The 25,234-nt window shown below is 54.5% G+C and carries 29 protein-coding genes; 10 read left to right on the forward strand and 19 right to left on the reverse strand.

Features of this window, described 5'->3' with window-relative positions:
* Positions 1 to 104 precede the first annotated feature (104 nt).
* A complete protein-coding gene (locus OSC10802_RS0126290) occupies positions 105 to 437 on the forward strand; it encodes a hypothetical protein (protein WP_017719759.1) in 333 nt (110 codons plus the stop codon).
* 262 nt (positions 438 to 699) lie between these two features.
* Here the strand turns inward: OSC10802_RS0126290 and OSC10802_RS0126295 are convergent, their stop codons facing one another.
* The gene (locus tag OSC10802_RS0126295) at positions 700 to 1,938 is read right to left on the reverse strand and encodes a helix-turn-helix domain-containing protein (RefSeq protein ID WP_232731759.1); all 1,239 of its coding nucleotides are present in this window, start codon (positions 1,936 to 1,938) and stop codon (positions 700 to 702) included.
* 261 nt (positions 1,939 to 2,199) lie between these two features.
* Here OSC10802_RS0126295 and OSC10802_RS41870 point away from each other — a divergent pair, with 261 nt between their 5' ends.
* The 6 genes from OSC10802_RS41870 to psbM all read left to right on the forward strand — a co-directional run bounded on the left by OSC10802_RS41870 (position 2,200) and on the right by psbM (position 4,107).
* Positions 2,200 to 2,466, forward strand: coding sequence for a KGG domain-containing protein (locus tag OSC10802_RS41870; protein ID WP_017719761.1), 267 nt, complete (start codon positions 2,200 to 2,202; stop codon positions 2,464 to 2,466).
* Between the two features lie 460 nt (positions 2,467 to 2,926).
* Positions 2,927 to 3,070 carry a QAALIT motif small membrane protein gene (locus OSC10802_RS51130; RefSeq protein WP_017719762.1) on the forward strand — a complete coding sequence of 48 codons (144 nt, stop codon included), beginning with the start codon at positions 2,927 to 2,929 and terminating at the stop codon, positions 3,068 to 3,070.
* Between the two features lie 180 nt (positions 3,071 to 3,250).
* A complete protein-coding gene (locus tag OSC10802_RS51135; RefSeq protein WP_017719763.1) occupies positions 3,251 to 3,427 on the forward strand; it encodes a hypothetical protein in 177 nt (58 codons plus the stop codon).
* 62 nt (positions 3,428 to 3,489) lie between these two features.
* On the forward strand, positions 3,490 to 3,654 hold the full coding sequence (locus tag OSC10802_RS51140) for a hypothetical protein (RefSeq protein WP_017719764.1): 165 nt from the start codon (positions 3,490 to 3,492) through the stop codon (positions 3,652 to 3,654).
* Entirely contained in the window at positions 3,647 to 3,943 is a 297-nt protein-coding gene (locus OSC10802_RS0126325; RefSeq protein WP_017719765.1) for a 2Fe-2S iron-sulfur cluster-binding protein, read from the forward strand. The genes OSC10802_RS51140 and OSC10802_RS0126325 overlap by 8 nt, the downstream gene beginning before the upstream one ends.
* 47 nt (positions 3,944 to 3,990) lie before the next feature.
* Positions 3,991 to 4,107 carry a photosystem II reaction center protein PsbM gene (gene psbM / locus OSC10802_RS0126330; protein ID WP_017719766.1) on the forward strand — a complete coding sequence of 39 codons (117 nt, stop codon included), beginning with the start codon at positions 3,991 to 3,993 and terminating at the stop codon, positions 4,105 to 4,107.
* Positions 4,108 to 4,278: 171 nt separating this feature from the next.
* On the opposite strand, the gene OSC10802_RS0126335 is transcribed toward psbM, so the two are convergent.
* On the reverse strand, positions 4,279 to 5,115 hold the full coding sequence (locus OSC10802_RS0126335; RefSeq protein ID WP_017719767.1) for a universal stress protein: 837 nt from the start codon (positions 5,113 to 5,115) through the stop codon (positions 4,279 to 4,281).
* A 186-nt stretch (positions 5,116 to 5,301) separates the two neighbouring features.
* Here OSC10802_RS0126335 and OSC10802_RS0126340 point away from each other — a divergent pair, with 186 nt between their 5' ends.
* Positions 5,302 to 5,757, forward strand: a complete 456-nt coding sequence (locus OSC10802_RS0126340; protein WP_017719768.1) for an acyl-CoA thioesterase — start codon at positions 5,302 to 5,304, stop codon at positions 5,755 to 5,757.
* Positions 5,758 to 5,972: 215 nt separating this feature from the next.
* Here OSC10802_RS0126340 and OSC10802_RS47990 read toward each other — a convergent pair whose 3' ends face one another.
* The 3 genes from OSC10802_RS47990 to dxr form a co-directional block, all read right to left on the reverse strand.
* Positions 5,973 to 6,158, reverse strand: a complete 186-nt coding sequence (locus OSC10802_RS47990; RefSeq protein WP_017719769.1) for a hypothetical protein — start codon at positions 6,156 to 6,158, stop codon at positions 5,973 to 5,975.
* The gene (locus OSC10802_RS0126350; protein ID WP_017719770.1) at positions 6,155 to 6,373 is read right to left on the reverse strand and encodes a hypothetical protein; all 219 of its coding nucleotides are present in this window, start codon (positions 6,371 to 6,373) and stop codon (positions 6,155 to 6,157) included. The genes OSC10802_RS47990 and OSC10802_RS0126350 overlap by 4 nt, the downstream gene beginning before the upstream one ends.
* A 250-nt stretch (positions 6,374 to 6,623) precedes the next feature.
* Complete coding sequence (gene dxr, locus OSC10802_RS0126360; RefSeq protein ID WP_017719772.1) at positions 6,624 to 7,865, reverse strand: 1-deoxy-D-xylulose-5-phosphate reductoisomerase; 1,242 nt, start codon at positions 7,863 to 7,865, stop codon at positions 6,624 to 6,626.
* Between the two features lie 164 nt (positions 7,866 to 8,029).
* Between dxr and OSC10802_RS0126365 the strand changes: the two genes are divergently transcribed.
* Positions 8,030 to 9,484 carry a DUF2079 domain-containing protein gene (locus OSC10802_RS0126365; protein ID WP_369797100.1) on the forward strand — a complete coding sequence of 485 codons (1,455 nt, stop codon included), beginning with the start codon at positions 8,030 to 8,032 and terminating at the stop codon, positions 9,482 to 9,484.
* Between the two features lie 99 nt (positions 9,485 to 9,583).
* Here the strand turns inward: OSC10802_RS0126365 and OSC10802_RS56195 are convergent, their stop codons facing one another.
* Together OSC10802_RS56195 and OSC10802_RS0126375 are read right to left on the reverse strand one after the other, a co-directional pair.
* The gene (locus OSC10802_RS56195) at positions 9,584 to 10,393 is read right to left on the reverse strand and encodes a cyanobactin biosynthesis PatC/TenC/TruC family protein (protein WP_082218356.1); all 810 of its coding nucleotides are present in this window, start codon (positions 10,391 to 10,393) and stop codon (positions 9,584 to 9,586) included.
* A gap of 208 nt (positions 10,394 to 10,601) precedes the next feature.
* The gene (locus OSC10802_RS0126375; RefSeq protein ID WP_026098832.1) at positions 10,602 to 12,860 is read right to left on the reverse strand and encodes a S8 family peptidase; all 2,259 of its coding nucleotides are present in this window, start codon (positions 12,858 to 12,860) and stop codon (positions 10,602 to 10,604) included.
* 353 nt (positions 12,861 to 13,213) lie between these two features.
* Between OSC10802_RS0126375 and OSC10802_RS48000 the strand changes: the two genes are divergently transcribed.
* Positions 13,214 to 13,594 (forward strand): hypothetical protein, encoded by a 381-nt coding sequence (locus tag OSC10802_RS48000; protein ID WP_017719775.1) that lies wholly within the window; start codon positions 13,214 to 13,216, stop codon positions 13,592 to 13,594.
* A 32-nt stretch (positions 13,595 to 13,626) separates the two neighbouring features.
* Here OSC10802_RS48000 and OSC10802_RS0126385 read toward each other — a convergent pair whose 3' ends face one another.
* From OSC10802_RS0126385 to OSC10802_RS0126445, 12 genes are all read right to left on the reverse strand, one after another.
* On the reverse strand, positions 13,627 to 13,806 hold the full coding sequence (locus OSC10802_RS0126385; RefSeq protein ID WP_017719776.1) for an anacyclamide/piricyclamide family prenylated cyclic peptide: 180 nt from the start codon (positions 13,804 to 13,806) through the stop codon (positions 13,627 to 13,629).
* A 529-nt stretch (positions 13,807 to 14,335) separates the two neighbouring features.
* The gene (locus OSC10802_RS46675) at positions 14,336 to 14,494 is read right to left on the reverse strand and encodes an anacyclamide/piricyclamide family prenylated cyclic peptide (protein ID WP_017719777.1); all 159 of its coding nucleotides are present in this window, start codon (positions 14,492 to 14,494) and stop codon (positions 14,336 to 14,338) included.
* A 40-nt stretch (positions 14,495 to 14,534) separates the two neighbouring features.
* Entirely contained in the window at positions 14,535 to 14,693 is a 159-nt protein-coding gene (locus tag OSC10802_RS46680; RefSeq protein ID WP_017719778.1) for an anacyclamide/piricyclamide family prenylated cyclic peptide, read from the reverse strand.
* A 517-nt stretch (positions 14,694 to 15,210) separates the two neighbouring features.
* Positions 15,211 to 15,393, reverse strand: coding sequence for an anacyclamide/piricyclamide family prenylated cyclic peptide (locus tag OSC10802_RS56740; RefSeq protein WP_082218357.1), 183 nt, complete (start codon positions 15,391 to 15,393; stop codon positions 15,211 to 15,213).
* 377 nt (positions 15,394 to 15,770) lie between these two features.
* Positions 15,771 to 17,447, reverse strand: a complete 1,677-nt coding sequence (locus tag OSC10802_RS48005) for a PatA/PatG family cyanobactin maturation protease (RefSeq protein ID WP_017719780.1) — start codon at positions 17,445 to 17,447, stop codon at positions 15,771 to 15,773.
* Between the two features lie 188 nt (positions 17,448 to 17,635).
* Positions 17,636 to 19,312: a PatA/PatG family cyanobactin maturation protease gene (locus OSC10802_RS48010; RefSeq protein WP_017719781.1), complete on the reverse strand. Its 1,677-nt coding sequence runs from the start codon at positions 19,310 to 19,312 to the stop codon at positions 17,636 to 17,638.
* Positions 19,313 to 19,985: 673 nt separating this feature from the next.
* Positions 19,986 to 20,840, reverse strand: a complete 855-nt coding sequence (locus OSC10802_RS0126420; RefSeq protein WP_017719782.1) for an SAM-dependent methyltransferase — start codon at positions 20,838 to 20,840, stop codon at positions 19,986 to 19,988.
* Positions 20,841 to 20,968: 128 nt separating this feature from the next.
* Entirely contained in the window at positions 20,969 to 21,169 is a 201-nt protein-coding gene (locus OSC10802_RS0126425; protein ID WP_026098833.1) for a hypothetical protein, read from the reverse strand.
* 171 nt (positions 21,170 to 21,340) lie between these two features.
* The gene (locus OSC10802_RS54875) at positions 21,341 to 21,469 is read right to left on the reverse strand and encodes an anacyclamide/piricyclamide family prenylated cyclic peptide (protein ID WP_017719784.1); all 129 of its coding nucleotides are present in this window, start codon (positions 21,467 to 21,469) and stop codon (positions 21,341 to 21,343) included.
* Between the two features lie 370 nt (positions 21,470 to 21,839).
* Positions 21,840 to 22,055, reverse strand: coding sequence for a cyanobactin biosynthesis PatC/TenC/TruC family protein (locus OSC10802_RS48015; RefSeq protein ID WP_017719785.1), 216 nt, complete (start codon positions 22,053 to 22,055; stop codon positions 21,840 to 21,842).
* Positions 22,056 to 22,249: 194 nt separating this feature from the next.
* Positions 22,250 to 22,465 (reverse strand): cyanobactin biosynthesis system PatB/AcyB/McaB family protein, encoded by a 216-nt coding sequence (locus tag OSC10802_RS0126440; protein WP_017719786.1) that lies wholly within the window; start codon positions 22,463 to 22,465, stop codon positions 22,250 to 22,252.
* Positions 22,466 to 22,664: 199 nt separating this feature from the next.
* Positions 22,665 to 24,686 carry a S8 family peptidase gene (locus OSC10802_RS0126445; protein ID WP_017719787.1) on the reverse strand — a complete coding sequence of 674 codons (2,022 nt, stop codon included), beginning with the start codon at positions 24,684 to 24,686 and terminating at the stop codon, positions 22,665 to 22,667.
* Positions 24,687 to 25,234: the final 548 nt, after the last annotated feature.

The following is a 25,234-nucleotide window of genomic DNA, read 5'->3' on the forward strand; positions in this document are numbered from 1 at the left end:
GGCCTAGAATTGACCGGCTCTGATTCCAGCGGTTTTCCACTTTCAGAAAGTATAGCATGCTCCCAGCATCAAGTCATCACAGGAAATTGTAACTTTTTGCTAAGATGTACGAGGGTGCGGCTAAGGTAATGTTGCTTTTCTATCACATTGCGAAACAGGGTGTGGGACTGAGTTGGCGAGACGTGGGAGCGATTCTCGTCCCGCCGGCAAGTGATGCCGGTGCCGGCGAATGCGGGCCATCAACATTGCCAAAGCATGCCAAAGTAGCGCCGGCACGTTATAATAGATATGCTGTGCCTTTGTCTGTCAAGCTTGTGTGCCCTGACAGCCAGGACGTGGGGGGCGATTTGTGGTTGGGGAACACCGGCACTAAACGCCAAAAGAAACTGCTGTCACTCTCAAACACTGTAACTTCCGGCGAAAGCACTCAGCATTGAGTTGGGATTGAATCCCCACACCTCTAGGCATACTGGATCGCCGCAAACTGTGCGTGACTCGACGGAGAAGTGCCCCCACCGGCGGCAATGGTTGCTGCGAAATGGTAGGGTTAGGCCAGCCGGCTGTGGCGGGCCGGCGCAGCTGTCGGACATAGAATTTGCGCTATCCATCTCTATCTTTGCGTTCCCAGGCAGAGCGTGGGAACGGGGCTGTGGGGGTAGAGCCTTATTTCGACCCTAAGTAAATTAAAAGCCTAACAGCTTAAAAGACTCCATTTTTTAGAATAAGGTGGTGCTTAGCATCTAAAATAATTTTGCCCTCTTGCTGTAACTGATTGAGGGTGCGCGTCACCGTGACGCGGGTGGTGCCGCAAGCGCTGGCGATCTCCTCATGCGTGAGGCGAACGCTCAGGCGAGTGCCTTCCGCCACCGGCTCGCCAATTTGCTCTTTGAGCAGGCGCAATAGAGTGTGCAAGCGGTCTTTGACTCGCCTTCGCCCAGAAATGGCGAGCAGCAATTCTGTCTGCCGCAGCCGCTGCTTGATTTGCGGTAAAATAGCGCGGGCAAGATTGGGGCAGGCTGCTATTTCTGGCAGGGAAACGCAGGCTAGATGAACCTCGTCCGAGAGGGCTGTGGCTTGGTAAACCGCCAGGGCGGTGAGGCTGGAGCCAAACAGCATTTCCGGGCCGGCCAGTCCGAGGAGCACCTCTTCCCCTCCGTCACAAAGTGTGCTAAGCTTCACAAGTCCCTCAGAGACGAGCCAGATAGCTTGCGGGTGGAGGGGAATGATTTCCCCTTTGGAATAAATGTGCGAAGGGCGGTCAAAGCTGGGGTGAGAGTGGGTTTGTCCTGCCGCCGCCGGTGCGGGCGAGCCGATCTCCCGCAGCAGCCAGCGCAAGGCAAAGGCATTGCCTTCCCGACCGCAGACAGCGGCTACCTTGATGGCCACCTCAACCGGATCGCCGTTGCGCGGCAGCAGGGGTCCGGCCCACTCGAGCAGCGGTTCCCCCTGCTGCAGCTGGCTCAGTTGAGAGTGAAAGCACTGGCGCTCTTGTTTGGGAATGAATACCGTCAGCGGTTTGCCTTGCAGGTATTGCTGCGAGAGGTTGAGCAGCGCCGCTGCGGCGCGGTTCGTTTCCCGGATCGTCCCTCGCACATCCGTTACCAAGTAGGCGTCAGGCGCGAACTCGAACAGGTCCTGGTAGCGCTGGCGTTCTGCTTCGAGCGCCGCTCGCGCCCCGGCGAGCTCCTCATTTTGCTGGCAGAGCTCTTCGACTGCCACCTGCAAAGCTTCCGAGGCAATGGCCAGTTCCTTGAAAGCCGCCGCCAGCAATTCTGATTGCGGCTGCACCCACCCTGCGGCTCCTCGGTACAGCTCACTCAGCTGCCCGTGGATTCCCTCTATTCTCTGGGCAAATATGTCCACCTTCACATCCAATCTCCAATTTTCGCCCTCCTCAAGTGACGATACATAACTTTCCATCTCTTTACACTGACCCATTGAGAGATTTTTCAAGGTAGACTGGTGGGAAGAATTATTTCAGCGGCAGGATTTCGCTTTGGCAGTGCTTTTGTTCGTGCCGGGAGTGAGAAATGAATCAGGAAAAGGCAAGACCCTCGCCACTGCCGGGCGGCTTGGCTGTATCCTTGAATACAGTCGGATTTTACATTATGCTGTTTCTTGAGGCAGATGATTCAAAGAAGCAGCAGCCTTAGCTTGTAGAAGATACCTAAAAAAGCTGAAAACGCGAGGAGTACAGTCATGGCAGAAAAAAGCAAGCGCGGATTTGCCTCTATGGACGTAGAGAAGCAGCGCCAGATCGCTAGCAAGGGCGGTCACGCGGCGCACCAGAAGGGAACCGCTCACGAGTTCACTCCCGAAGAAGCTAGAGAGGCTGGCCGCAAGGGGGGTGAAGCCGTGAGCAAAAATCGGGAGCACATGGCTGCGATCGGTCGTGTGGGAGGTAAGCAAAGCCACAAGAATAACAAGAAAAAGAAAGAGGAAGAGTCATCTGAGATGCAGAACTAGCTAGACCGGCTGCTTTTGTGGGTTGAGGGTTCTGTAGCCGGTGGGAAGACAGCTTAAATGGGGCTGTGCCAATTTCCACCGGCTTCCATTGAACCCTCTCACTGGAGAGGCTCTCCACCTGACAGAAAAGCGGCACCCCGGTGCGACAGCCGGGGTTCAAAAATTTTAAATTGAATATTTAAAAGGTGTCAGATATTGCATCTTAGATGTTTGGTGGCAGGAGTCGGGGCTGGGCGCAGACAGGCCGGAAACCGCCTGACCTGAAACGGCTTCCCCTCAACCGGCGCTGCAGTTCCGTTTTGCCCGCTGTCCTCCCCGGAACAGCCCGCCACCCGCCGGTGCCCGCACGCTCGTTCGGTAAAGCTGTCACTTAAGAGAGTGTCACAGAGCTCGACAGAACCGCCGCCTCAGGTGGCTTAAATTAGATCTGCGACAACCTGAGCTTGAGGGGAGGAAAGCGATGCTGGAAAAACTGCTGCAAGCCACAACAATCACCCTGTTACTCCACATGTTGGTGAGCGTTTCGCCAACCCCAACCCGCACCCCCTTAAGCTGGCAGCCCCCAGAAGCGCCGCAGGTGATTCTCGGCTATGGCCGCAATTAATGGCTTCTCCCAGGTTGGGCCAGATATCAGGCTACTTTTCTCCCAACTCCGCTTGATTTATTTAACTTTTATAAAGTTGGGTAGCTCGCGCCGCAGGAAAGCAAGGTTACAAAAATGAGAATTTATTAACCGGATATTAGGAGAGGCATTGCGGGCGCAACCCTTGCAGGCAAGGACGCTGTGGCGTCCTGCAAGGCTGGAGGGAGCAGGCATGGGGCAAAAGGCGAATCTCTGGTGCGGGCCAGTGGCGAGCCGGCGTGCCGGCCCTCGCGGCGTGTCAATTTTGCCAGCACCGGCAGCAGCCGCGAAAAAATTGGCCCTTCTCCCCTGCCCCCTGAGGGGTTTAACATTTTTTAATATTTCGTAATAAAATGTAAGTAAACCGAGGCGAGCGACAGACAGTCAAACCGCTGAGCGGGGTGGGCGACGCCTCAGACCTCGCGCAGAGTGAGGTTCGGGAGGGAGGCGTGTGCGGGCGCGCAAGCCGGCTCGCACCGGCACAGGCAGCCGCCGCACCCAGAGCGGGCCAGCCGGCGGCGGGCCTGAGCAATTCAAGCAAAAACAAGGGGAATGGGAATGGCTAACATCAAATTCGAGAGAGAAAATCGGGAAGTGGTGGCAGCAGATGGGGCGAACTTGAGGCTCAAAGCCGTGGAAAATGGGATCGATCTCTACACCTTGGTGGGCAAGATGATGACCTGCGGGGGCTATGGCCAGTGCGGCACCTGCATCGTGGAAATCGTGGAAGGGATGGAAAATCTCTCGCCCCGCACCGAAGTGGAGGAGCGCAAACTCAAAAGAAAGCCCAAAACTTACCGGCTAGCCTGTCAAGCCCTGGTCAACGGCCCCGTCACCGTAAAAACAAAGCCGTGATATTCTAGGATTGCAGATTTTTGAGAGCGTCTGGAGGCGGAGTTCTTATGCAAGTTAATGAGCTGGGGTTTGTAGCTAGCATCCTTTTCGTGCTAGTGCCGGCGGTTTTCCTGGTGATCCTGTATATTCAGACAGCAAGCCGGGAAGGGAAAAAAGATGCGTAGCGCGCACAGTAGGGGCGGGGTGGCGCAGATATCCTTCAGTGCAGCGCAGATATCTTGGGTGAGCCGGCCCCTACTGGGTAAATAGCGCCACAGGCACCGGGATGTTTTTCCCCTGGTGCCTTTTTTGTTTGCCATCTCTGGACCGGCGCGGCGCAAGCCGCACCGGCACGCTCAGGCGGCGCTGGCGCTGCGGGCCAGCAATACGGGGCAGTTGGCATACACCCGCACATAGTCCGACAGGGAACTGCCCAGCAGCCGGTCGAGATCCGGCAGCCCCTGGGCGATCGTTGGACGCCGGTCTGGCGAGCCCAGCATCAGCAGGTCAGCATTCGACTCCTCGGCGAGGCGGCAGATTTCCTCTCCCGCCCTGCCGGTGCTGGTGACACAGCGATAGGCAATGCCGAGCTTCTTCGCCTCTGCGACTGCCGGCGCTAAAACCGGGTCAGCTTCAGGTTTGGCATTCGGATCTTTCGGGTTGACGTGAGCGAGCACCAGCTGTCCGCCCTTAATGTCTCGCAGCAGGAACAGCGCCAGCTTCAGCGACTGCTGGGACGTCTCAGATCCGTCAAGCGCCACCATGATGCGGCTGATTTTCTTGAGGTAGAGGTCGTCTTTGACCAGCAGCATGGGGCGGGAGGTGAGCTGGAAAACGTACTGGCTCACCGAGTTTTCCAGGATGGACTTCAACCGCCCCAGCCCGCGCGAGCCGGTGATAATCAGGTCAGCGCCGATTTCGTCAGCCATTTCGCACACCGTCGTTTTCGGGTCGCCTTGCTTGAGTCTGGCTGTTACCTTGTTCGGGTCTAAGTTCAAAGACTTGACGGCTTCAGCGAGAATCTTGCCCCCTTCTTCGAGCTTGGCAGCCATCGCTTCGGCGGTGACTTGGGGTGGGACGACGTGCAAGACGGTGACGGACGCCCGCTGGATGGAAGGCAGTTCCATCATTTTCTTGAGCATCTCCTCACACAGCCCCCGACCGGCGACGGCTACCAAAATTTTTTCTATCATTGGTGAATCTCCTGGTTCCTATAGCAAGCGTGAGGGTGGGCCATTCAGCTCAGTTAAGATTTGTATGCCTTATTCAAGCCATAGAAACTGAGCGGCACACGAGCGCGAGCTATTTACGATTTAAGGATAAAACGGAGTGACTCACGATATTTTTTAGAAATATAGCGTTTTATAACAAAGTGTAACGTGTCTGAGAACAGCCAAACGCAACAGCAACAGCCACCGGCCCGCAGTGCTGGGAGGTGGTTTGAATATCCAGTGCGGGCGCAACCGCACCACACGGACTACGCCGGCAATGTCTGGCACGGTTCCTATATCGCCTGGTTGGAGGAAGCGCGGGTGGAGTGCTTGCGCTCCCTGGGTTTGGAGTTTGCCGACCTGGTGGCTTTGGGGTGCGACCTGCCGGTGGTGGAGCTGCAGGTGCGCTACCGCCGGGCGCTGCGGATGGGGGTGCCCGCTGTGGTGCGCGTGCGCTTGGAGCAGGTGGGGGTGCGCCTCAACTTCGAGTACCAGATTCAGTCCCCCGATGGCCAAGAGCTGTATCTCACCGCTCGGGTGACGCTGGTGCCGGTGGACCGGCACAAGAACAAGATTGTCCGCCAGTTACCGCCGGCACTGGAGGCTGTGCTGGCGCAACTTTAGGCGCACCGGGCATGGGGCACCGGCATTGGATGCCCGGATGCCCGGATGCCCGGATGCCCGGATTTTGGGTTGGGCATAGCGCATGGGGCATGGCGCATGGGGCGTGGGGAAGATTTTCAGCAATGCCCAATGCCCAATGCCCCATTCAAAGATATTACGGGGATTTCGCCGGCCCCGACCTGACTCAAATTTAGGCAGATCCGAAAGAATGGTTTTTACAACTTCCCGACTTTAGACAGGTTTTGTATATATGCTTTCTTCCGGAAGTCAGCAATGGCAGCGCTGCCGGTCAAAATATCTGCGGCAGCTGGCCCAATGCCCCGCGCCCCATGCCCCATGCCCAGCGCCCAGTGCCCAGTGCCCCATGCCCCATGCCCAATCCCGTTACCAGTGCTGCTCACTTACCGCTGGCTGGCTGCAAAAAGGTCTGGGGCAATTCGATGATTTGCTGCCAAAGCTCTTGAGGGCCAATGCCAAATACCAGCTGCAGCGCCAGAACAATGGCTGCAATTGAGATGGCCGTTTTCAGGGTTGTTTTCAGCACATTGAGCAAGGCGGTGAAAACCAGCCAGGACACAATTAAGGCAGCAATGATAAGAATCAGGTTGAGTGACATACGTCTTGTCTGGGTATTCTGGTAGGGTGCGTTCCTCGGGAACGCACCCTACAGCTTGCCGGTTTGAATCGCTCTGTTTTAACTGTTTACTCTCCGGCGTCCGCCAGTTCCGGCTTTTCCCACCGGCAGCGCTGAAGGGCGGGCGGCGCGCCCGACGAGCTGGGCAATATGAGCGAGCCAGGGAAAAATTTTTCAGGGCTGATGGGGGATTTTTGCATTTTTTCCCAGCGCCGGCGAGCCCGCCCCTGGCTCAACCGATTTGTGCTAAATCGGGGCGCACCGGCACTTCAAGTTTTTTGGCAGAAAGAGGATTGGGCAGAGTCACGGAACTCCCTAACTGCTTAGCCATAACTTCTTGCCGCGCCCATTTATCGGCTGCTAAAATATCATCTAAAGAAGGATTCGCGCAGTTATCTGCTTGGTGGCGATCGCAGGCATATTCAATTAAGCGCGGAATGTCTAAAAACTTAATTTTCTCTTCCAAAAACAGGGCTACAGCTTGCTCGTTGGCGGCGTTCAAGACTGCGGGCATGGAACCGCCGGCTCGCCCTGCGGCGTATGCGAGCTGCATGCAGGGATATTTTTGATGGTCTGGCTCCCGGAAGGTCAAACTGCCGGCTTTTACGAGGTCTAGCTGCTCCCAGTCGGTATAAATTCGCTCGGGCCAAGAGAGGGCGTACAGCAAGGGCAAGCGCATGTCGGGCCAGCCTAACTGGGCTAAAACTGAGGTGTCTTGCAGTTCTATGAGGGAGTGAATGATGCTCTGGGGGTGGATGACGATATCGATTCGGTCGTAATCTAGGCCGAAGAGGAAATGGGCTTCGATGACTTCCAGCCCTTTGTTCATCAGGGTGGCGGAGTCTACGGTAATTTTGCGGCCCATTGACCAGTTGGGGTGCTTGAGGGCGTCGGCTACGGTGACTTCTGGGAGTTTGTCCACCGGCCAGTCCCGGAATGCGCCGCCAGAGGCGGTCAGGAGTATCCGCCGCAACCCTCCTTTGGGTACGCCTTGCAGGCACTGGAAGATGGCGGAGTGCTCGGAGTCTGCCGGCAGCAGTTTGACGCCGTGCTGTTCGACGAGGGGCATGACGGCGGGCCCACCGGCAATCAGGGTTTCTTTGTTGGCCAGGGCGATGTCTTTGCCGGCTTTGATGGCGGCTATGGTGGGGAGCAGGCCGGCACACCCGACAATGCCGGTGACGACTGCTTCGGCGTCGCCGTACTGGGCGACTTCGATGATGCCGGCCTCTCCGCCGAGGAGAATGGGTTGCGGGTCGATATCCCGCACGGCTTCTTTGAGTTCGGGTAATTTCCGCTCGTCACTGATGGCTGCGATCGCCGGTCGGAACTGCCGTATCTGCTGCGCTAGCATCTCGACGTTGCGCCCAGCTGCCAGCCCGACGATGCGGAACTGGTCGGGGTACTGCGCTACGATGTCTAGGGTTTGGGTGCCGATAGAGCCGGTGGAGCCAAGGAGGGTAATCGCTTTCACAATTGTTTAACAATTTCAGGGCAACTCTACTATAAGAAATTATCGGGACTCGTTTTCACTCAGTTTTACCCGAAGTGGCCAATATGCAACAATCCCCCGGAGATGGCAGATATTTTAGCAAAAATTTTCCTAAATGGGTATTGACAAATGTGAGAGAAAATGCTATGGCTTGGATGGTTGGGGCGGCGGCGCTGATTTTGTTTGGCTGCAGCAGTTTGCGACACGCGCTGTTTCAATCTGGGGCGTTTGATTTGGGGATTTTTGACCAGGGGGTTTATTTGATCTCTCAGGGGAAGCCGCCGGTTTGCTCAATTATTGGGTTTCACATTTTGGGGGATCATGCGGCTTGGGTGCTGTATCCGCTGGCTTTGCTGTACAGGATTTATCCTGATGTGCACTGGCTGTTTGCTGTGCAAGCGGGGGCGCTGGCGGTGGCGGCTGTGCCGGTGTGGGGGATCGCCCGCCATGCGGGGTTGAGTGAGGGGGAGGGGGTGGCGGTGGCGGGGGTTTATTTGCTGTACCCGCTGGTGTTTAATGCCAATTTGTTTGATTTCCACCCGGAAGTGATGGCTGTGCCGGCACTTCTAGGAGCTATTTTAGCAGCTCGGCGGGGTCGCGCGGGCTGGTTTGCGGCTGCGATCGCTTTTGTTTTGGGCTGCAAGGCGGTGCTGGGGCTGACGGTGGCGGCGACAGGGGTATGGCTGCTGTTTTTTGAGCGGCGGCGTCTGTGCGGGGGGATGGCTATTGCGGCAGGTGTGGCTTGGTTTTTGATTGCCAGCAGAGTTATTATGCCTTATTTTAGCGGTGGGGAACCGGTTGCTGTGGGGCGCTACGCTTATTTGGGAAATGACTTGCCGGAGATTGCTGGCAATTTGGTTTTGAAGCCGGGGCTGGTGTTGGGAAATGTGTTTTCTGCCGGAAGTTTGGAATATGTGGGGTTGCTGGCACTGCCGGTGATTTGGGGGCTGTCGCCGCAGTATTTGGCTCCTTTAATTGGGGCGATTCCTGCGCTGGCGCTGAATGTGCTGTCGGAATCGGCTTCGCAGCGGAATTTGGTGCAGCACTATTCGCTGCCGGTGCTTCCTTTTCTGTTGCTGGCGGCGATTGCTAAGTTGAGTGCCGGTGGGGAAACCCGGCACCCAACCCCCTCCCTGCTAGCAGGGAGGGGGCAAGATTTCGGGATTAAAAAGAGGGTTTTTGGGAAGTTACCAAATCGGGAGACATTGCTTGTGGTGTGGGCGATGCTAGCGTTTTTAGCGCTGGGGAAATACGGTTATTTTTGGTCGATTTATCTGGATGAGCTGGATACCTGGCAAGCGACTCGGGAGGCGATTGCTGAGGTGAGAACAGGAGGGAGTGTGCTGACAGCGCATGAAATTGCGCCGCATTTAACGCACCGGCAAGTGGTGAGGTTTACGGATGTCAGCGCCCCGCCGCGCATTTCAGAGTTTGATTATATTTTGCTGAATGTGCGCCATCCGGGATGGAGGAGCACGGAGGAATTTGCTGCCGGTTTGGTGGGGGAGGTGAAAAACAGCCGGCAGTTTGAGCTTGTCTATCAGCGGGATGATGTGTATTTGTTTGTTAAATCTGGTGTAGAAACCGGGTTTCTGGGATAACCTTTATCTCTCACCCGAACCCTTGAATCAGAAACCCGGTTTCTTAGCCACCCGGTTTCTTAGCCCCGTTTCTTTGCCCCGCGAGAAAACGGGCTTATATCACGACCAAATTCGCCCCCGGCGGAAAGGTTTCTTTTCTTTCGGAGATGACTGTTGTTTGGCCATTTGCTGCCACCAGAAGCCGTAGTCTTCTAAGCCGGTTGCTAGCAACCGGCGCTGCGCTTCTGTTTCGGGTTTTACCTCGGTTTTGGGTTTGGCTTCAGGTGCCGGTGTTTCCTCGCTTTGGGGTTTGTCCGAGGCAGCAGGTGCCGGCACCGGTGCGGGTGCCGGCGTGGGTGCGGGTTTGTCTTCAGGTGCCGGTTTCACGGCACTTTCTGGGGTGATGGGCGCTTGGGGAATGGGTTGGGTTTTTGCCGTTGAGGCTTGCAATTTCAAGTAGTCAATGGCGTGTTTCCCACTTTTCCCGGCTGTGGTTATGGACAGGGTGTGTTTGCCTTTGGACAGGGCTTTCAGGGGGATTTCGTTTGACTGGACTTTCCCGTCTTTCTGTCCGGGGATTTTCTGGATTAGCTCGCCATCCAGAAACAGGCTATCCTCGGGTGAGCCAAAGCGTCTGTAAAGTAAAACTAGCTGTCCTTCTTCGTAGTTCCGCGTCAGGTTAAAATGAATGTTGAGTTGAGCGGTTGCAGCCTCTTTGGCTGTCTTCGTGGAGCGAATCTGGCTGAGAATCCCTGGGACTTGCGGGCGGTTGACGGAATCTGAATCAGCTTCGACATCGTAGTTGAATTCTTGACTCCACCCGCCGGTTTGGAGAAATTCTTGCTTTCCTCCTTTGGGTTTGCCAATTTGCCAAAGGATTTCCACCGGCGGTGGAGATGCAGATGCTGTCGGGGGGGTTGCTTTAGGCATTGGTGTGATGATATGCTAAGAGTAAATTATACTATCTCCGGTAGAAGACCCAACCGGATCATTGGGCATGGCGCATGGGGCATGGCGCATGGGGCATGGGGCCAACCCAATGCCCAATGCCCCATGCCCGATCCGAGTTTTGCATCATCCGGATGCGGCACCGGCGTGACTGGACACCGGCACGGCATGTTGCTGTGAATATGTTACCTCAAGACGACACGGACCAAGAGCGCACGTCGCCCAAAGTCACCGGCATGGGATCTCGGACATCGATGGTAAACAGGAAGACTCTTTTGGCTCGCCGGCTGTTTTCTGGGTCATAAAATTTCAGCTTCATATCCCAGCAGTCGCTGTCAATGCGGCAGAAGGGGCTTTTCTCGACTTCGATGCTGTGGAGTTCCATGCCTCGGGCGATGGCTTCAATAAAAGTGGATGCGGCTTGGAAAACGTTGGTGGAGGCGAAGTTGAGGGCGCGATCGCGCGAGGTTTTTCCCAAGTTGCTCAAGTCGTAGTAAATGCGCTTCAGGAAGCTGTTGAGAGAGCGCTGTATGGCTTCCTCGCTGGCGGTTGGAGCGGAGGCGCGAACACTTTCTGCAGCGGCGCTCACCAAGCTATTGACGTTCCAGCCGTACATCCCCCGCGTGGAACGCACTGTAACAACGGGAATCTCTTCACCTGAAAACAGTGTGACTGTCCTGTTGGTGAGGAAGCCGGGAAGGCTCATGCGCTCGATGTAGTCTTCGCTGCTTTCGGGTTCAATTTGTCCGGCTAGGATTTGGATGAGGGTTTCGTAAACATCGCCACCAAACGCTCCTTTGGGTTCAATGGCGTAAATGGGGTTGAGTTCCTGGTTGAATGTCCAGATCAGCGATTTGGCTTCTGCGGTGTTTTCTGCTAAATAGTCTACCATCTGGCGGGCGTCGTAAGGATTGGCGGGAATGGTTGCGCCGTCGATGGTGACTGCCGGCATTAGCTGTTTGAAGGTGTCGCGCCGCGCTTCAGATCCAAAGTCGAAGCCTACGGTTCCTAAGGCGTAGACTAGGTTTGAGACTGCGCTGGGATTGATGGCATTAGGGCTTTGGCTGGCTGTAATCAACGAGGGGTTGCGCGAGGGGGCTGTATTCCCCGGCGTTGCCTGGGAAGCCACCAGTGCGGGCTGCGCTACTTCCTTATTGTTCTGGTTGCCAGGGTTGTGTGTGTCACGAGATAATACGGTCGGATCTGCCTCTAGGTTGGCGTTTCCAGGCTGTGTCAGGGCATGAGTTAGGAGCGCGGTTGGCATAGCTTCTAGGGTTGCGCTATCAGCCGGCTCGCGCGCCACCGGCATCCCGTAGGATGCCTCGAAAGGAGATAGGGTTGGCTCCTCCTTTTCGGTTTCGCTCTCAGGTTGCTGCCGCGCCACCGGCATCTCGTAGGGTGCCGGGGAAGGAGGTAATAAGGGTTCGCCGGTGAGCAGTTGAAATGCGCCGGGAATGTTGAGTTTTCCTAGCAAGCAGCGTTCGGGTTCTTCTATTTCTTTAGGGTCGCACGGAAGGGCGCTGTTGAGAATAGCGGCGCGGACTGTTTCGGCATTGGGTTTTTCGCCCATCTGCAGTTGCAAACTCATCAGCAAGGCGGAAATGCCGGTGACGATAGGCGCAGCGCAGCTGGTGCCTTTTTCCCGGATGGGTTCGTCGGTTCCGGGCTGTGCGCCCAGGATATTTTCCCCGTTTGCCATCACGCCTTGGTTCTGATACTGTCCGCCATAGTTGCTGAATTTGAAGGGCTGTCCGTCGTCTCTCATGGCACCCACGGCGAGGACATTTGGCAGTATGGCGGGCACGCACCAGCATTCACCTTTGTCGTTGCCGGCGGGGGCGACGATTAAGATGTTATTGTCCTGGCACTGTTTGACGGCGCGGGCGAAAAGCTCTTGGGATATGCCGGTTTGTGTGGGCTGGCAGGCGGCAATGTGAATGATGTTGGCTCCCGCTTTGAAGGCGGTGTTGATGGCGTGGGTGAGGTTGACGGGGGAGATGAAGTTATCGTTATCGTAGGCGATGGGAATGTTGATGCCGGTGCAGTGGGGGGCGATGCCGGGTGCCGGTGTGCCGTGCTGCCCTAAGATGGTGCTAGAAATGTGGCAGGCGTGGGCGGCTAGCTGAAGGCGCGACAGAATCGGTTTGGGGAAGGTTTTATAGAAGGCTTCTTTTTCTTCTTTGGCTTCGTCTTTGTCGTAGTCCTCTTCCTCTTTTTTGGCTTGCTGCTGTTTCTCGAACTCTAAAAACAGGTGGAGGTAGTGCAGGTATTCGTCGTTAATTTCGATGTCTGTCGCCCAGTAGGGGCGCTGCTGGGTAAAATTGGCACCGGCAAAGCAGGCGCGTTCCATGTCAACGGGACCGTCGAGGATGGCGATGGTGATGCGGGGGTCGCCTTTGGTGTATGTCCACAGGTCGGGGATTCCAGGAATGGCGGTTAAGTCGGGCATGATGGATTGAGACTTCAGATTTACTCTGCTATCTAGTTTAATGGAAGATTGCGCACAAAATTTGGCTTTCTCAGCCCCCTCGCCAGGACGGAGGGCGAGCATCCCATTCAAACTGTACGCCCTCTGCATTATGTCCAACCACGTCTACTATCTCATCGAACCGGCGGGGAAGATTTGCCCAAAATTATGCACTTCCTCAACTGGGCACACCAACCTGTGTTTCAACCGCCCCCTCAAACGCACGGGCCATTTTTGGGAAAAGCGGTATTACTGCGACGGTTTTGCGCCCTCAGATAGGGAACGCGCTTTAAACACGCGCTCGTTATATTCACGGCAACCCTAAAGCTGCCAAAATGCGCAAAGGCTTTTTCTATGATTTCAGCAACTATGGAAGTTACGAACGCCTGACAGATGATGGACTCACCCAATGGCATCCAGCTTTCTTGCAACTGGGCAGCACTCTTGAGGAGTGTGCCCAGAAATACCGTAGATTTTGTCAAAAGTACAAACCCAAGGGAAAAACCCCTAGCAGCTCCCACTGGGGGAGCCGGCTTTTGGCTGGGGTTCATATTAACCTTTCTCCCGATAAGAAGCGCTCAACTAGGGCCAAGTTGGCTCATAATGTGACCGCCTCCCCGGGGTGCGGGGGATCGGGAAACGACCAACTGGCACAGGTTGTGCGGAAGTTTATCGAAGCAAATCGAGCGCCAAAGGAAGCGGGGAAAGACTTTTGACATTTTTTGAGGCCGGTGTTAAGATGAGAGTGTTACTCGGCATCATCGCCGGCAAAGGGACTACCACCAAATAATTTTCCTCCCCCTAAATATTCACCACTTGGAAGTTTAACTTGGGGCATCATCCCTCCCTTCTCGGCAGCACCGGCAGTTGCGGGAGAGAGGCGCTCAACGGGAGCGGCTTGCTTGGGCATAACAGTCTTGTTTTTCATTGGGTTAATTCTCCAAAAGTTACGATTGGCAAGGCTGTCGGCAATCGCTCCCTCTCCCCTCGTGATTTCTCCCTTGGGAGGTCGGGTGCTACTTCCGACTTACCTGCTGTGATTTTTGCACACACCTCCCCTCGCCGTCAAGGGGTTTGTGAGAAAATTTTGGGAATTTTTCTGCGGTCAATAGGCCAGAAAAGTGAGAGATCCTCCCCACGGCAATCACCCCTAACCCTGTGTGCTATTAGGGGTTTCCCCAGCTTTTGGCTGCCGGCAACTAATGCTTTTTCGCGTGATTTCTACAGGGCGCGGAAGCTACGAACGCCTGAGGTGCCGGGAGGCTATAAATGGCTGCCGCCGGGCGGCAACTGGGCAACACTCAAAGAGGAGTGCGCCCAGAAGTATCGTGGATTTTGCCAAAAGTACAAACCCCTTGGGGAAAACCCCAGCCCAGTCCCACGCTTGGGAGCCGGCTTTTAGCTGGGGTTCATATCAACCCTTCTTCCCGTAGGAAGCGCGTGTTAGGTTAGGGGAGTTACTCGGCATCATCGCCGGCAAAAGGGACTCCTCTACCTTCATATTCTCTAAATAAGGGCACCACCCCTCCCTTTTCGGCACCGGCACCGGCAGCAGTGGCGGGGGAATTGCGCTCTACGGGAGCGGATTGCTTAGGGCTAACAGTCCTGTTTTTCATTGCTTACTTCTCCTAACTTGACAGCGAGCGGCGATCGGAGTTACTCGGCATCATCGCCGGCAAAAGGGTGAGTATTCTCGGTGAACCACTTATCGCCCCACAGGGGCACAACACCACCACCACCGGCAGCACCGGCAGTCGCGGGGGAGAGGCGCTCTACGGGAGCGGATTGCTTGGGCATAAAAGTCTTGTTTTTCATTGGTTTATTCTCCTGGTTTTGATCGCAACCGGCAGTCAGACTAGCTCCGCTTCTCCTCCCGCACGACTTCCGCACAGGGGGCGTTCCTGTTGCCTGTCTGGCTTTACCTGCTTTAATTTTCGCACATAGATATCTAAATTGTCAAGCCCTTTTTGATAAGTTTTTTTGCTTATTTATTTTGGCACTCACCGGCTTTCAGGCATTATCGCTGACCCCGTTCTTCCCCCTTTCCGCATCAGGGGAAAGGGGGAAGCCGGCTACAAAGGCGGCAGGGTATATCACCCCTTATTCCTGTGGCCGGCTTTTGGCTGGGGGAACAGTCTACCCCTCTTCCGATTCTAGGCTGTGGGAGGCCAAACTACCTCAGAAAATGGCGGCTTTTGACACCTTGTTACAGGGAACTTTTAACCCCATAAAAAGTATAGGTTCTGCGGCAGTCCATCGAGGCGAATCAAGCGCCAAAGTCAGGGGAATTTGACTTTAGACTTGTTTTGAAGGGGGTGATAGAATGAGGGAGTTACTCCGCATCATCGCCGGCAAAAGGATTTGCCAAAGGAAAACACTCTTTGGTTTCAAGATCGCAATACGCGCTGGCCACAATACCGGCAGCACCGGTACCGGCAGTCGCGGGGGACAGGCGCGCTACGGGAGCGGCTTGTTTCGGCAGAAAAGTCTTGTTTTTCTTGGAGTTCTCCTGGATTTACGGATAATAAGCGTTGCTTTTGGACCGTCTTTTGCCAACATCCGAGATTTAGACTCGGCTAGCTAGACTGCCCTGCGAAAAATTTATCACAATTGACTGCCGGTGTCAAGCCTATCTTGGGGAATAAATAGCTATATCTTTGGGGAGAGCCGGTTGAGGCGCAAAGGCCGTTTTTGGGCCCACCCAAAGAAAGGGATTGTCCCCGAAAACAGCGATTAATTAGAAACAGCCGGTAGAGAGCGCTATTCCGGGGGATTATTTCACTTTTGAGCAACCCTTACGTCCCCCCTCTCCCATTTTGGGTTAGGGGGGTGAGGGCAATGGCAATTGGGGGCGATTCAGGGGCTGAATCTGCCCCGACATTAGAGTTGAACTCAATAAGGCGTAGACCAAGAGCGCACCTCGCCCAAGGTAACAGGGAGCTGGTCAATTACGTCAATGGTAAACCGGTAAACTTTCTTAGCTCGGCGGCTGTTTTCTGGGTCAAAGAACTTCAGCTTCACGTCCCAACAGTCGCTATCATACCGGCAGAAGGGGCTTTTCTCCACTTCGATGGTGTCAAGTTCCATGCCCCTGGCAACGGCTTCGGCAAAGGTGGAAGCCGCTTGAAAAGCGTTAGTGGCGGCGAAATTGAGGGCGCGGTCGCGGGCGGTTTGCCCTAAGTTGCGCAAGTCGAAATAGATGCGCTGCAGGAAACTGGCTAAAGAGCGCCGCATCGCTGACTCGCTGGCAGTTTCCGCTTCCGAACGCACCACTTCTAGGGCTGAGCTGACGAGGGTGTTGACTTTCCAACCGTACATCCCCCGCGTGTTTTGCACTGTAATCACCGGCACCACTTGTCCGGAAAAGAGTTTGACAGTGCGCTCAGCAAGGCGTCCGGGGACGCTCACCCGTTCTACGTAGTCTTCGCTGTCTTCAGGGAGCACCTGTCCGGCGAGCATTTGCTGGAGAACTTCGTAGACATCGGCACCAAACGGACCTACCGGCTCAATGGCGTAAATCGGGGTCAGTTCCAGGTTCAGCGTCCAAATCAGGGATTTGGCTTCCGAGAGGTTATTTTCCAAATAATCCACCATTTGGCGGGCGTCGTAGGGGTTGGCGGGAACCATTGTGCCGTCAATATTCACCCCAGGCATCAGTTGCTTGAACGAGTCGCGCCGCGCTTCCGTGCCGAAGTCGTAACCCAAGGTTCCTAAGGCGTAGACCAGCGTTGACCGGGCGCTAGCGGTCACCCCACCGGCAGCTTCTGTGGCGCTGAGGCCGGTGGTAGCGGTGTCCTGGAGGGCAGAGAGTTCTGAACTCGATGAGCTAATGTAGCGGATAGCGGTTGAAGTGGCTGCCGGTTTGTGAGCTTTAATGTCCCCACAAAATACAGGAGCGTCCGGCAGTAATTTGAAGATTAAAAATTCACTTAGATCGCGAGACTGGACATCCTGAAATCCAGCTCGCTCAATCGCTTCCCTCATTTCGCTTAGGGGGGGAAGGTTGTGAAGGGAAATCTGTTTAACATGTAAAAGTTTCAGCTCGTCTTCGGGTGACAGAGGGGTTTCTTTGGGGAATCCGTCTTTGATGTACAGGGTTCCTTGAGGGCGCAGCACCCGGTAAACCTCTGCAAAAACTCGTGGGAGATCCTCCGCGTATCCGAGGGTTTCAAAGAAAACCACAACGTCAAAAATGTTGTCTTCAAAGGGGAGATCGTGAAAGTCTCCTACCTGAATCCGAACTCGGTCAGCAAGTCCGGCTTCCCGCACGAGCTGCTGAGCTTTACTAACTTGAGCTTCTGACAGGTTTATCCCCTCTACCCTCACGCCTTCGATGGTCTGAGCAATAACAATGCTCGGCCCCCCCGTACCGCACCCGGCATCCAGGACATAATCTCCCGGTTTGATACCAGACTGGGCCGCCAAGAAAAGATTGGTAGCGTGAACAGGGTCAGCATCAGAGTCCGTCATCCGGAGTTGGCACCCTTGGTTAGTTGGAGAACCGCCAAGGCGATCGTAGTAATTGCTAACTCGCTCCCGGTATTGCAAATTTTCGGGAAGGTCTGGCATAGGAAAAAGTCCCCAATCAATATGAGTCTTTCTGTATTATAAATACAATAGGGCACTTCTGGACTTTTGCACTTCTAATAAATAAATACCCTCACGTTCCCCCTCTCCCAAAATGGAAGAGAGGGGTGAGGGCAATGGCAATTTGGGGCGATTCACCGGCTGAATCTGCCCCGACATTAGAGTTGAACTCAATAAGGCGTAGACCAAGAGCGCACCTCGCCCAGGGTGACAGGGATCAAATCGCTGACATCAATGGTAAAGCGGAAGACCTTGCGAGCCCGGCGGCTGTTTTCTGGGTCAAAGAACTTCAGCTTCACATCCCAGCAATCGCTGTCCAGCCGGCAGAACGGGCTTTTCTCGACTGTAATGCTGTCCAGCTCCATTCCCGCGCCCACCGCTTCGGCAAACGTGGAAGCCGCTTGGAAGGCGTTCGTCGCCGCAAAGTTGAGCGCCCGATCTTGGGAAGTGGTGCCCAAATTCCGCAAATCGTAGTAGATGCGGTTCAGGAAACTGCTCAACGTGCGCTCGATGGCTTCTTGGTTCGCTTCCCCAGTTCGCGCCCGCACGGTTTCCACCGCTGCGCCCACCAGGGTGTTCACCTTCCAGCCGTACAGCCCCCGCGTATTGGGAACGTCAATCACCGGCACCACTTGCCCAGAAAACAGCTTGACGGTGCGCCCGCTTAGAATCCCCGGAATGCTGACGCGCTCGACATATTCCTCGTTATCTTCTGGCTGAATTTGTCCCGACAGCAGTTCCCGCAACACCGCGTAGACATCTCGCCCAAACGACCCCATCGGTTCAATGGCATAGACAGGAGTCAGCTCCAGGTTCAGCGTCCAGATCAGCGACTTCGCTTCCGACAGGTTATCGTTCAAATAGTCCACCATCTGGCGGGCGTCGTAGGGGTTGGCGGGAACCATCGTGCCGTCAACGCTCACCCCAGGCATCAGTTGCTTGAACGAGTCGCGCCGCGCTTCTGTGCCAAAGTCGTAGCCCAAGGTTCCCAAGGTGTAGACCAGCGTTGACTGGGCGCTAGCAGTAACCCCACCGGCAGCAACGGGTGCGCTGGGGCCGGTGGCCGAGCTGGACTGCTCTGCAGAGAGTTCTGAACTCGATGAACGAATGTGGCGGATGGCGGTGGGAGTGACTGCCGGTTTCCGAGCTTTAATTTCCCCACAGAATACGGGATCGTCCGGGAACGATACGACGGTGAAAATTTCACTCAAATCGCGACACTGGATATCCTGAAACCCAGCTCGCTCAATCGCTTCCCTCATTTCGCTGAGGCGGGGAAGCTTGGTAAGGGAAATCTGTTTAATTTGTAAAAGTTTCAGCTCCTCTTCGGGTGACAGAGGGCCTTCTTTGGGGAATCCGTCTTTGATGTACAGGGTTCCCTGAGGGCGCAGCACCCGGTAAATCTCTGCAAAAAGCTGTGGGAAATTGTCAGAGTATGAGGCAGTATCAAAGAAAACCACCACATCAAAAATATTATCTTCAAAGGGGAGGTCGTGATAGTCTCCCAGCTGAATCCGAACTCGGTCAGCAAGTCCGGCTTCCCGCACGAGCTGCTGAGCTTTACTAACTTGACCTTCTGACAGGTTTATCCCCTCAACCCTCACGCCTTCGACGCTCTGAGCAATGGCCACGCTCGGCCCCCCCGTACCGCATCCGGCATCCAGGACATAATCTCCCGGTTTGATCCCTGCTTGGGCAATCAAGTAAACAATGGTAGCGTGAACAGGGTCAGCATCAGAGTCCGTCATCCGGAGCAAACACCCTTGGTTCGTTGGAGACTCTCCAAAAATATCGTAGTGATTGCGAATTCGCTGCTGGTATTGGAAATTGCCGGGAATGTCTGGCATAGGAAAAAGTCCCAAGTAAAATCTTAGTCTTTCTGTATAATATATCCACTAGGGCACTTGTGGACTCCTTTGCACTTCTAATAAATAGATTTATTCGGGATTAGCGGGCAGCGAAAAGCTTAGCTTTCTCTACTCCAATTATTCTCCCAATTCTCCGAAAATACTTTTCACTTTTCGGAAATAATTTTAAGGGAAAATATACATTTTACTGGTTGGCGTTTAATCCCAAAGGGGAAAAATGCTGGAAGGCGTTGGTGAGGGCGCAGTTAAGGGCGCGTTCTCCGAGAGGTTTGTCCCTTCGCCGGTGATAATAGATGCGAGGAAAGTGCTAAGGGCAAACCGCACGGGAGCGTGGCACTTTTGAATCCTGGCTCGCAGTCGAAAGCGCCTAAGCGCTCTCCCCAGCCCGCGCAGGCGGGCTTTGTCTGTATAGCCGCGATTTCTAATCGCCAGGCAACTAGCAAAAATGACATGATACTAACCGCACTGTCATCCACTAGGGAACGCACGCACAGTTTCCAAAGCAGGACTGACCGAGCTTTTTTCCATCCGTACATTCCCCCATTAATTGTCAGCAAGCGCCCTTAAAATCGGTGTTATAAGGCGCGAGCCGCCAATCAATCAGTCAGTCATCAAACAGTTGGTCTATCGCCACAGGGGTTTGAGCAGAAAATCAGCCAAGCAGATTGAGGTCAGGAATTGACTGAAATTCCCTCTTCCTAAGTTTTCTAATCTCTTCGTAGTTTTCTATCCCCAGTTGCCTGACACGTTCCATATCCGGCTCAGACCAATTTGGATCTGGGAAAATCACTAAGGTTGAAATAGCCGTCAGTACAGACTCTCCTAATTTGCAGATATGGACTCGCTTCATGCGAGGTAAAAATAGTGCGACTTGAGCTGCTTCGTAGATAACCGCTTCATGTTCGGCAGGATAGGACTCTAAAAGAGTTTCTACTAATAAAGCTACCCCTTTCTCAAGGCCCTCATATATTTTGCCTTGATAATCTGTTTTTCCAATTCCTCCGACTTGCCACAGCACTAGGGTACTTCGCCGGTCAAAGACGCGCCGATAGATTAGGAAATCAGTTGCTTCGTAGCTCTGACACCCATATATTCCCGGATCGATTCCCAGATCGGCAAACAGACAGTCTTCGGCGGATATACCGGGGAGCATCAGCGCTTCAAAACCCTCGGCACGGGCGATATTAATTGACTGGTGAGAGGGGAATGCAAAGACTCCCGGATGACCGTAGAATACGGCACAGACGTCCTGACCGGCCCGCACAGCGGTAATAATTCGCTCGACCATCTGCCAATAGGTAATATACCTGGCTTTATCCTTGGCATACAGATCGCTTAACGTTTCAGCATTCGGATTAAGGGATTTGATTTGATAAACAATGGGATAATTGCCCTCAGCATAAAATACTTTGTCCGCATTTTTAATGGCGGATTGTGCCTCAGGCGTGAGATGACCGCCTGCTTTAATGCCGCTGCCAACTACCAGCAGAGATCCTTTTTTTGTCATCGAGCGATACGCCTCCTATTTGGAATTAATAAAACGCACTAGGAAAGGCCAGTAATTTATGCCCTGAAAAGAGCGTCTAGTAAACTTGGCCTTATTGATTGGCGCTCATTCAAAAATGAAACTGGCCGCTATCCGAGCAGAGGTGTACCTTGCGCTGTTTCGCTTCCCCGTATCGCTTCTGCAATTCGCTTCAGATCGCCACTGGTGAGAATCTCCCGATCTTCCTCCGAAAGACCGGCTTCTTCCATGACTTCATCTGCATTTTCTTGCGCCGCTAGAAACTTGTAGGGATTCTGGCCTAGATAAAGTACAAATTCTTGGAAGTTCATATACACATCCCTCAATTAAGAGAGAGACAAAAATCGGGATTTTTTGAGCCAGTCCGGGGCCTACTTTTTACTCAGTCTCATCCCCTTAACTAAAGACAGGGAAAGATTAGAAAATTATCTTAACCTTTCCCTGTCAGGGCAAGAAGGGCGAACAGCCCTGTCAAGCCACAATTAGATGATCAAAAAGCTTGCCTCTACCGCACCACCGTCTTGGGCGTTGTTGATGATGCTATTCTTTCCTGTGATTTTGCGTTCCACAGGAGCAGACACTTGAGGCTTCAGATTTTTCTTGGTTTCCATATCAGGACTCCTTGTTGTTTTTCGCTTGATTTCACGACTGAGAGAGGCTGAAGTTCTTGTGAGAGCTGCACTCCTCTCTCTCTATTTTTAGTCTAGGGCGTTCAGGAGGAATTGTCAAGCCTTTTCAGGAACAATTTTATACCGGTTTTTTTATCCGAGCCCAGTTTTATATAAGCCCTTCTTATCAGACAGTCTTGTGGGCCGGCAGTTGAACCAAGGAGCCTTTTCCTAAAACCCGGCTTGACATAACTCCAGGGGGGCGTTGGGGCGAAAAAACAGCCCAAATACAGAGAGACATTTGAGTTGGGCCCCAACGCCCTTTACTTAATCGTTGCCCGCTTATAGCAACAGTGGGGAAAAAGTCGTCTCGTCACGCCCAAATGCGCCCCCGGCGGAAAGGCTTTCTTTCTCCCTGCTCAGCCTGAGCTTTGGCCATTTCTTTCCACCAGAAGCCGTAGTCTTCCAACCCAGTCGCCTCCAAGCGACACTTAATTTCTTCTTCCTTTTTTGTGGGGGGCGAACTGGCGGGTGGCTCGCCAGCTGCCGGCTGTTCCGGTTGGGGGGGATTTGCTTTCTTTGGCGGCATAGGTATAAACTCTCCTCGTGCGTTCAAATGGTAGAAATTGGATCGAATCTGAAACCCTTGCCTTACGGTTTCCCCTGGGGGAAGCCGCCCTTGGCGGCTGGGTCTGTCGAGCGTGAGTTCCCCTGCGGGAAGCCGCCCTTGGCGGCTACAATGGCCCGATCTGCAAAAATGGGACGCTCCCGATGGTTAACCTGTCAGAAGCGGAAGCAGTAGCCACCAGAGCAGGAAGTTTTCATTTGCTGGTAGCTTCTGTTCTGAAATGCCGCTGGATCGTTGTAGTTAGCCCCGTGCAACAAATCCATGCGGATGTGGACTAAATCTTCAACTCGGCCATTCACCACGTCCACCGCCCGGTGCGGATAAATAATATCGGGCCTTTTCACAGGAGCGGACAGATTTGGAAGTCTCATATTTCTCCTAATTGCCTGCAGAAATTGAATCAAATCGTGCCGGGTGGGCCATCGGTGAGGCCGCCTTTCTTGTAGAGACGCGATTGATTGCGTCTCCCCTGTGGGTGTCTCCCCTGTAGGCGTCTCACCTGTGGGGTCTCCCCCAGCTGTGCCGGCTCGATGGCCGGCAGCCCCCACCCACCGCATTTCTATCAATATCTTAATAAGGCGTAGACCAAGAACGCACCTCGCCCAGGGTGACAGGGATCAAATCGCTGACATCAATGGTAAAGCGGAAGACCTTGCGAGCCCGGCGGCTGTTTTCTGGGTCAAAGAACTTCAGCTTCACATCCCAGCAATCGCTGTCCAGCCGGCAGAACGGGCTTTTCTCGACTGTAATGCTGTCCAGCTCCATTCCCGCGCCCACCGCTTCGGCAAACGTGGAAGCTGCTTGGAAGGCGTTCGTCGCCGCAAAGTTGAGCGCCCGATCTTGGGAAGTGGTGCCCAAATTCCGCAAATCGTAGTAGATGCGGTTCAGGAAACTGCTCAGCGTGCGCTCGATGGCCTCTTGGTTCGCTTCCCCAGTTCGCGCCCGCACGGTTTCCACCGCTGCGCCCACCAGGGTGTTCACCTTCCAGCCGTACAGCCCACGCGTATTGGGAACGTCAATCACCGGCACCACTTGCCCAGAAAACAGCTTGACGGTGCGCCCGCTTAGAATCCCCGGAATGCTGACGCGCTCGACATATTCCTCGTTATCTTCTGGCTGAATTTGTCCCGAGAGCAGTTCCCGCAAAACGGCGTAGACATCTCGCCCAAACGACCCCATCGGCTCAATCGCATAGACAGGAGTCAGCTCCAGGTTCAGCGTCCAGATCAGCGACTTCGCTTCCGACAGGTTCTCGTTCAAATAGTCCACCATCTGGCGGGCGTCGTAGGGGTTGGCGGGAACCATCGTGCCGTCAACGCTCACTCCAGGCATCAGTTGCTTGAACGAGTCGCGCCGCGCCTCAGTGCCGAAGTCATAACCGAGGGTGCCGAGAGTGTAAACTAAAGTGGCGTTTTCCAGTTCGCTAGGAGCTTGGCTGGCAGTGACGGAACGGAGGGAACGATTCGACATAGGAGCAACAGTTGATTGAGAGGGAATGTTAACAGCAGGTGAAGTCGCCACCGGCAAAGGAGGGAAGTTCTGAGGCGCAACAGCTGGCGCGGGTTCGGCTTGTGCCGGTTCAGCAGCATCAGCGGCTGCCGGTGAAATGGATGTGGGGCGAGTCGGTTCGCTTTCCGGTATGGCTGGGCTGACGGGAGTTCCGCCGCAACCGCAGCCAGAGGCTTCCACAGATGCTAGTTCTTCGGACACGGTTTCTCCTATTAGATATTGAATAGCGCCTGGAATATTCAGCTTGCCCACCAAACACCGGCTCTCTTTATCCGTGCCGGCGAGAGAGCAGGGCAAAGCCGACGCCAGCAGGGCGGCTCGCACCTTTTGGGGGTTGGGCGTTTCTCCCCGCTTGATTTGCAAGCTCAGGAGCAGGGCGGCGACTCCCGCCGCCACCGGGCTGGCAAAGCTGGTGCCGGTGAGCCGAACTGTACCGCCTCCGGGCTTAGCTCCCAAGATGTTTTCCCCAGGGGCGAGAATCCCTTGGGTTTGGTAGGTGTCTCCCCAGTTGCTAAACTCGATGGGATCTGAGAGGTCATTCATCGCCCCCACGGCGAGGGCAGCCGGCAGGGCGGCGGGGACGTGCAAGCACTCGCAGCCATCATTGCCGGCGGCGGCCACAATTAACACATTGCTGTCGCGGCACAGTTCCACGGCTCGCTCTAGCCAGCCTTCCGCTTCGCCAAAATCTGTCAGCTGGCCGCCACTGATATTAATAATGTGAGCGCCGGCATTCACGGCTTGCTCAATCGCGCGCGAGAGGTCGAGTTGCGACAGCCGCCGCCGCCCCCCGTCGGTAAAGACGGGAACAATTAAACCTTTGCAACCGGGGGCAATTCCCGGCACCGGCGAGCCATGCTGGCCAAAAATAATGCTGGCCACATGGGTGCCGTGCAAGGACATCAAGCCGGAGGGGCTGGCTTCTCCCTGGACTAGGGTGGGCAGCTGGGTCAAATCCGCTCCCGCAAAACAGGGGTGAGTGCGATCGACCAAGCCATCCAATACGGCCACGCAAACCTGGGAGTCCCCTCGAGTAGAAGCCCACAACTGCTGTATTCCTGGGATTTCTGGAATGTTGGGCATTAGAGCTACTTCGGAGTGCTGGCAAAGTTAAATTTTGCACACTCCCTACAATACAGGGATTTTTTGCCGGCTGTCATATTCTTAATAAAATTTCACATAACTTCAGATACAGTTGCAATTCCAAAGGGTGCTGACAGAAGACAGTGTTGTGCTGTAAAAGCTTTGCGCCCTGTTGCGGTGACATAATTATTTTTTATCTCAGATATAAAGAAAGCAAATATAACAGCCGGCTCTCCCGCGCCCACCGGTAGGGCCGGTGGGGGGGGAAACCCCTCAATACTGTCTGCTGGTTCCCAAACAGGCAATCATATCACGTCCAGTAGATTGCCGGTAATGAATTTTTATGTCTTGCCCCCCGATTTATCTCCCCTGATCTTTCTGGCGTCAGAAAAGCCGGCGCAAGGGAACAATCGTGCCGGTGGTTTTTTGCAGAAGCTTTGGTAAATCTATCCTCAGATAGATACAACCTGGCGATTGCAGCCCCCCAAAGGCGGATTCCCGCATTGCAATCGAGGCTCACCAAACCCAGTCCGTCTTGAGAGGGACTT

Source organism: Kamptonema formosum PCC 10802, assembly GCF_000332335.1.
Taxonomy (GTDB): Bacteria; Cyanobacteriota; Cyanobacteriia; order Cyanobacteriales; family Oscillatoriaceae; genus Oscillatoria.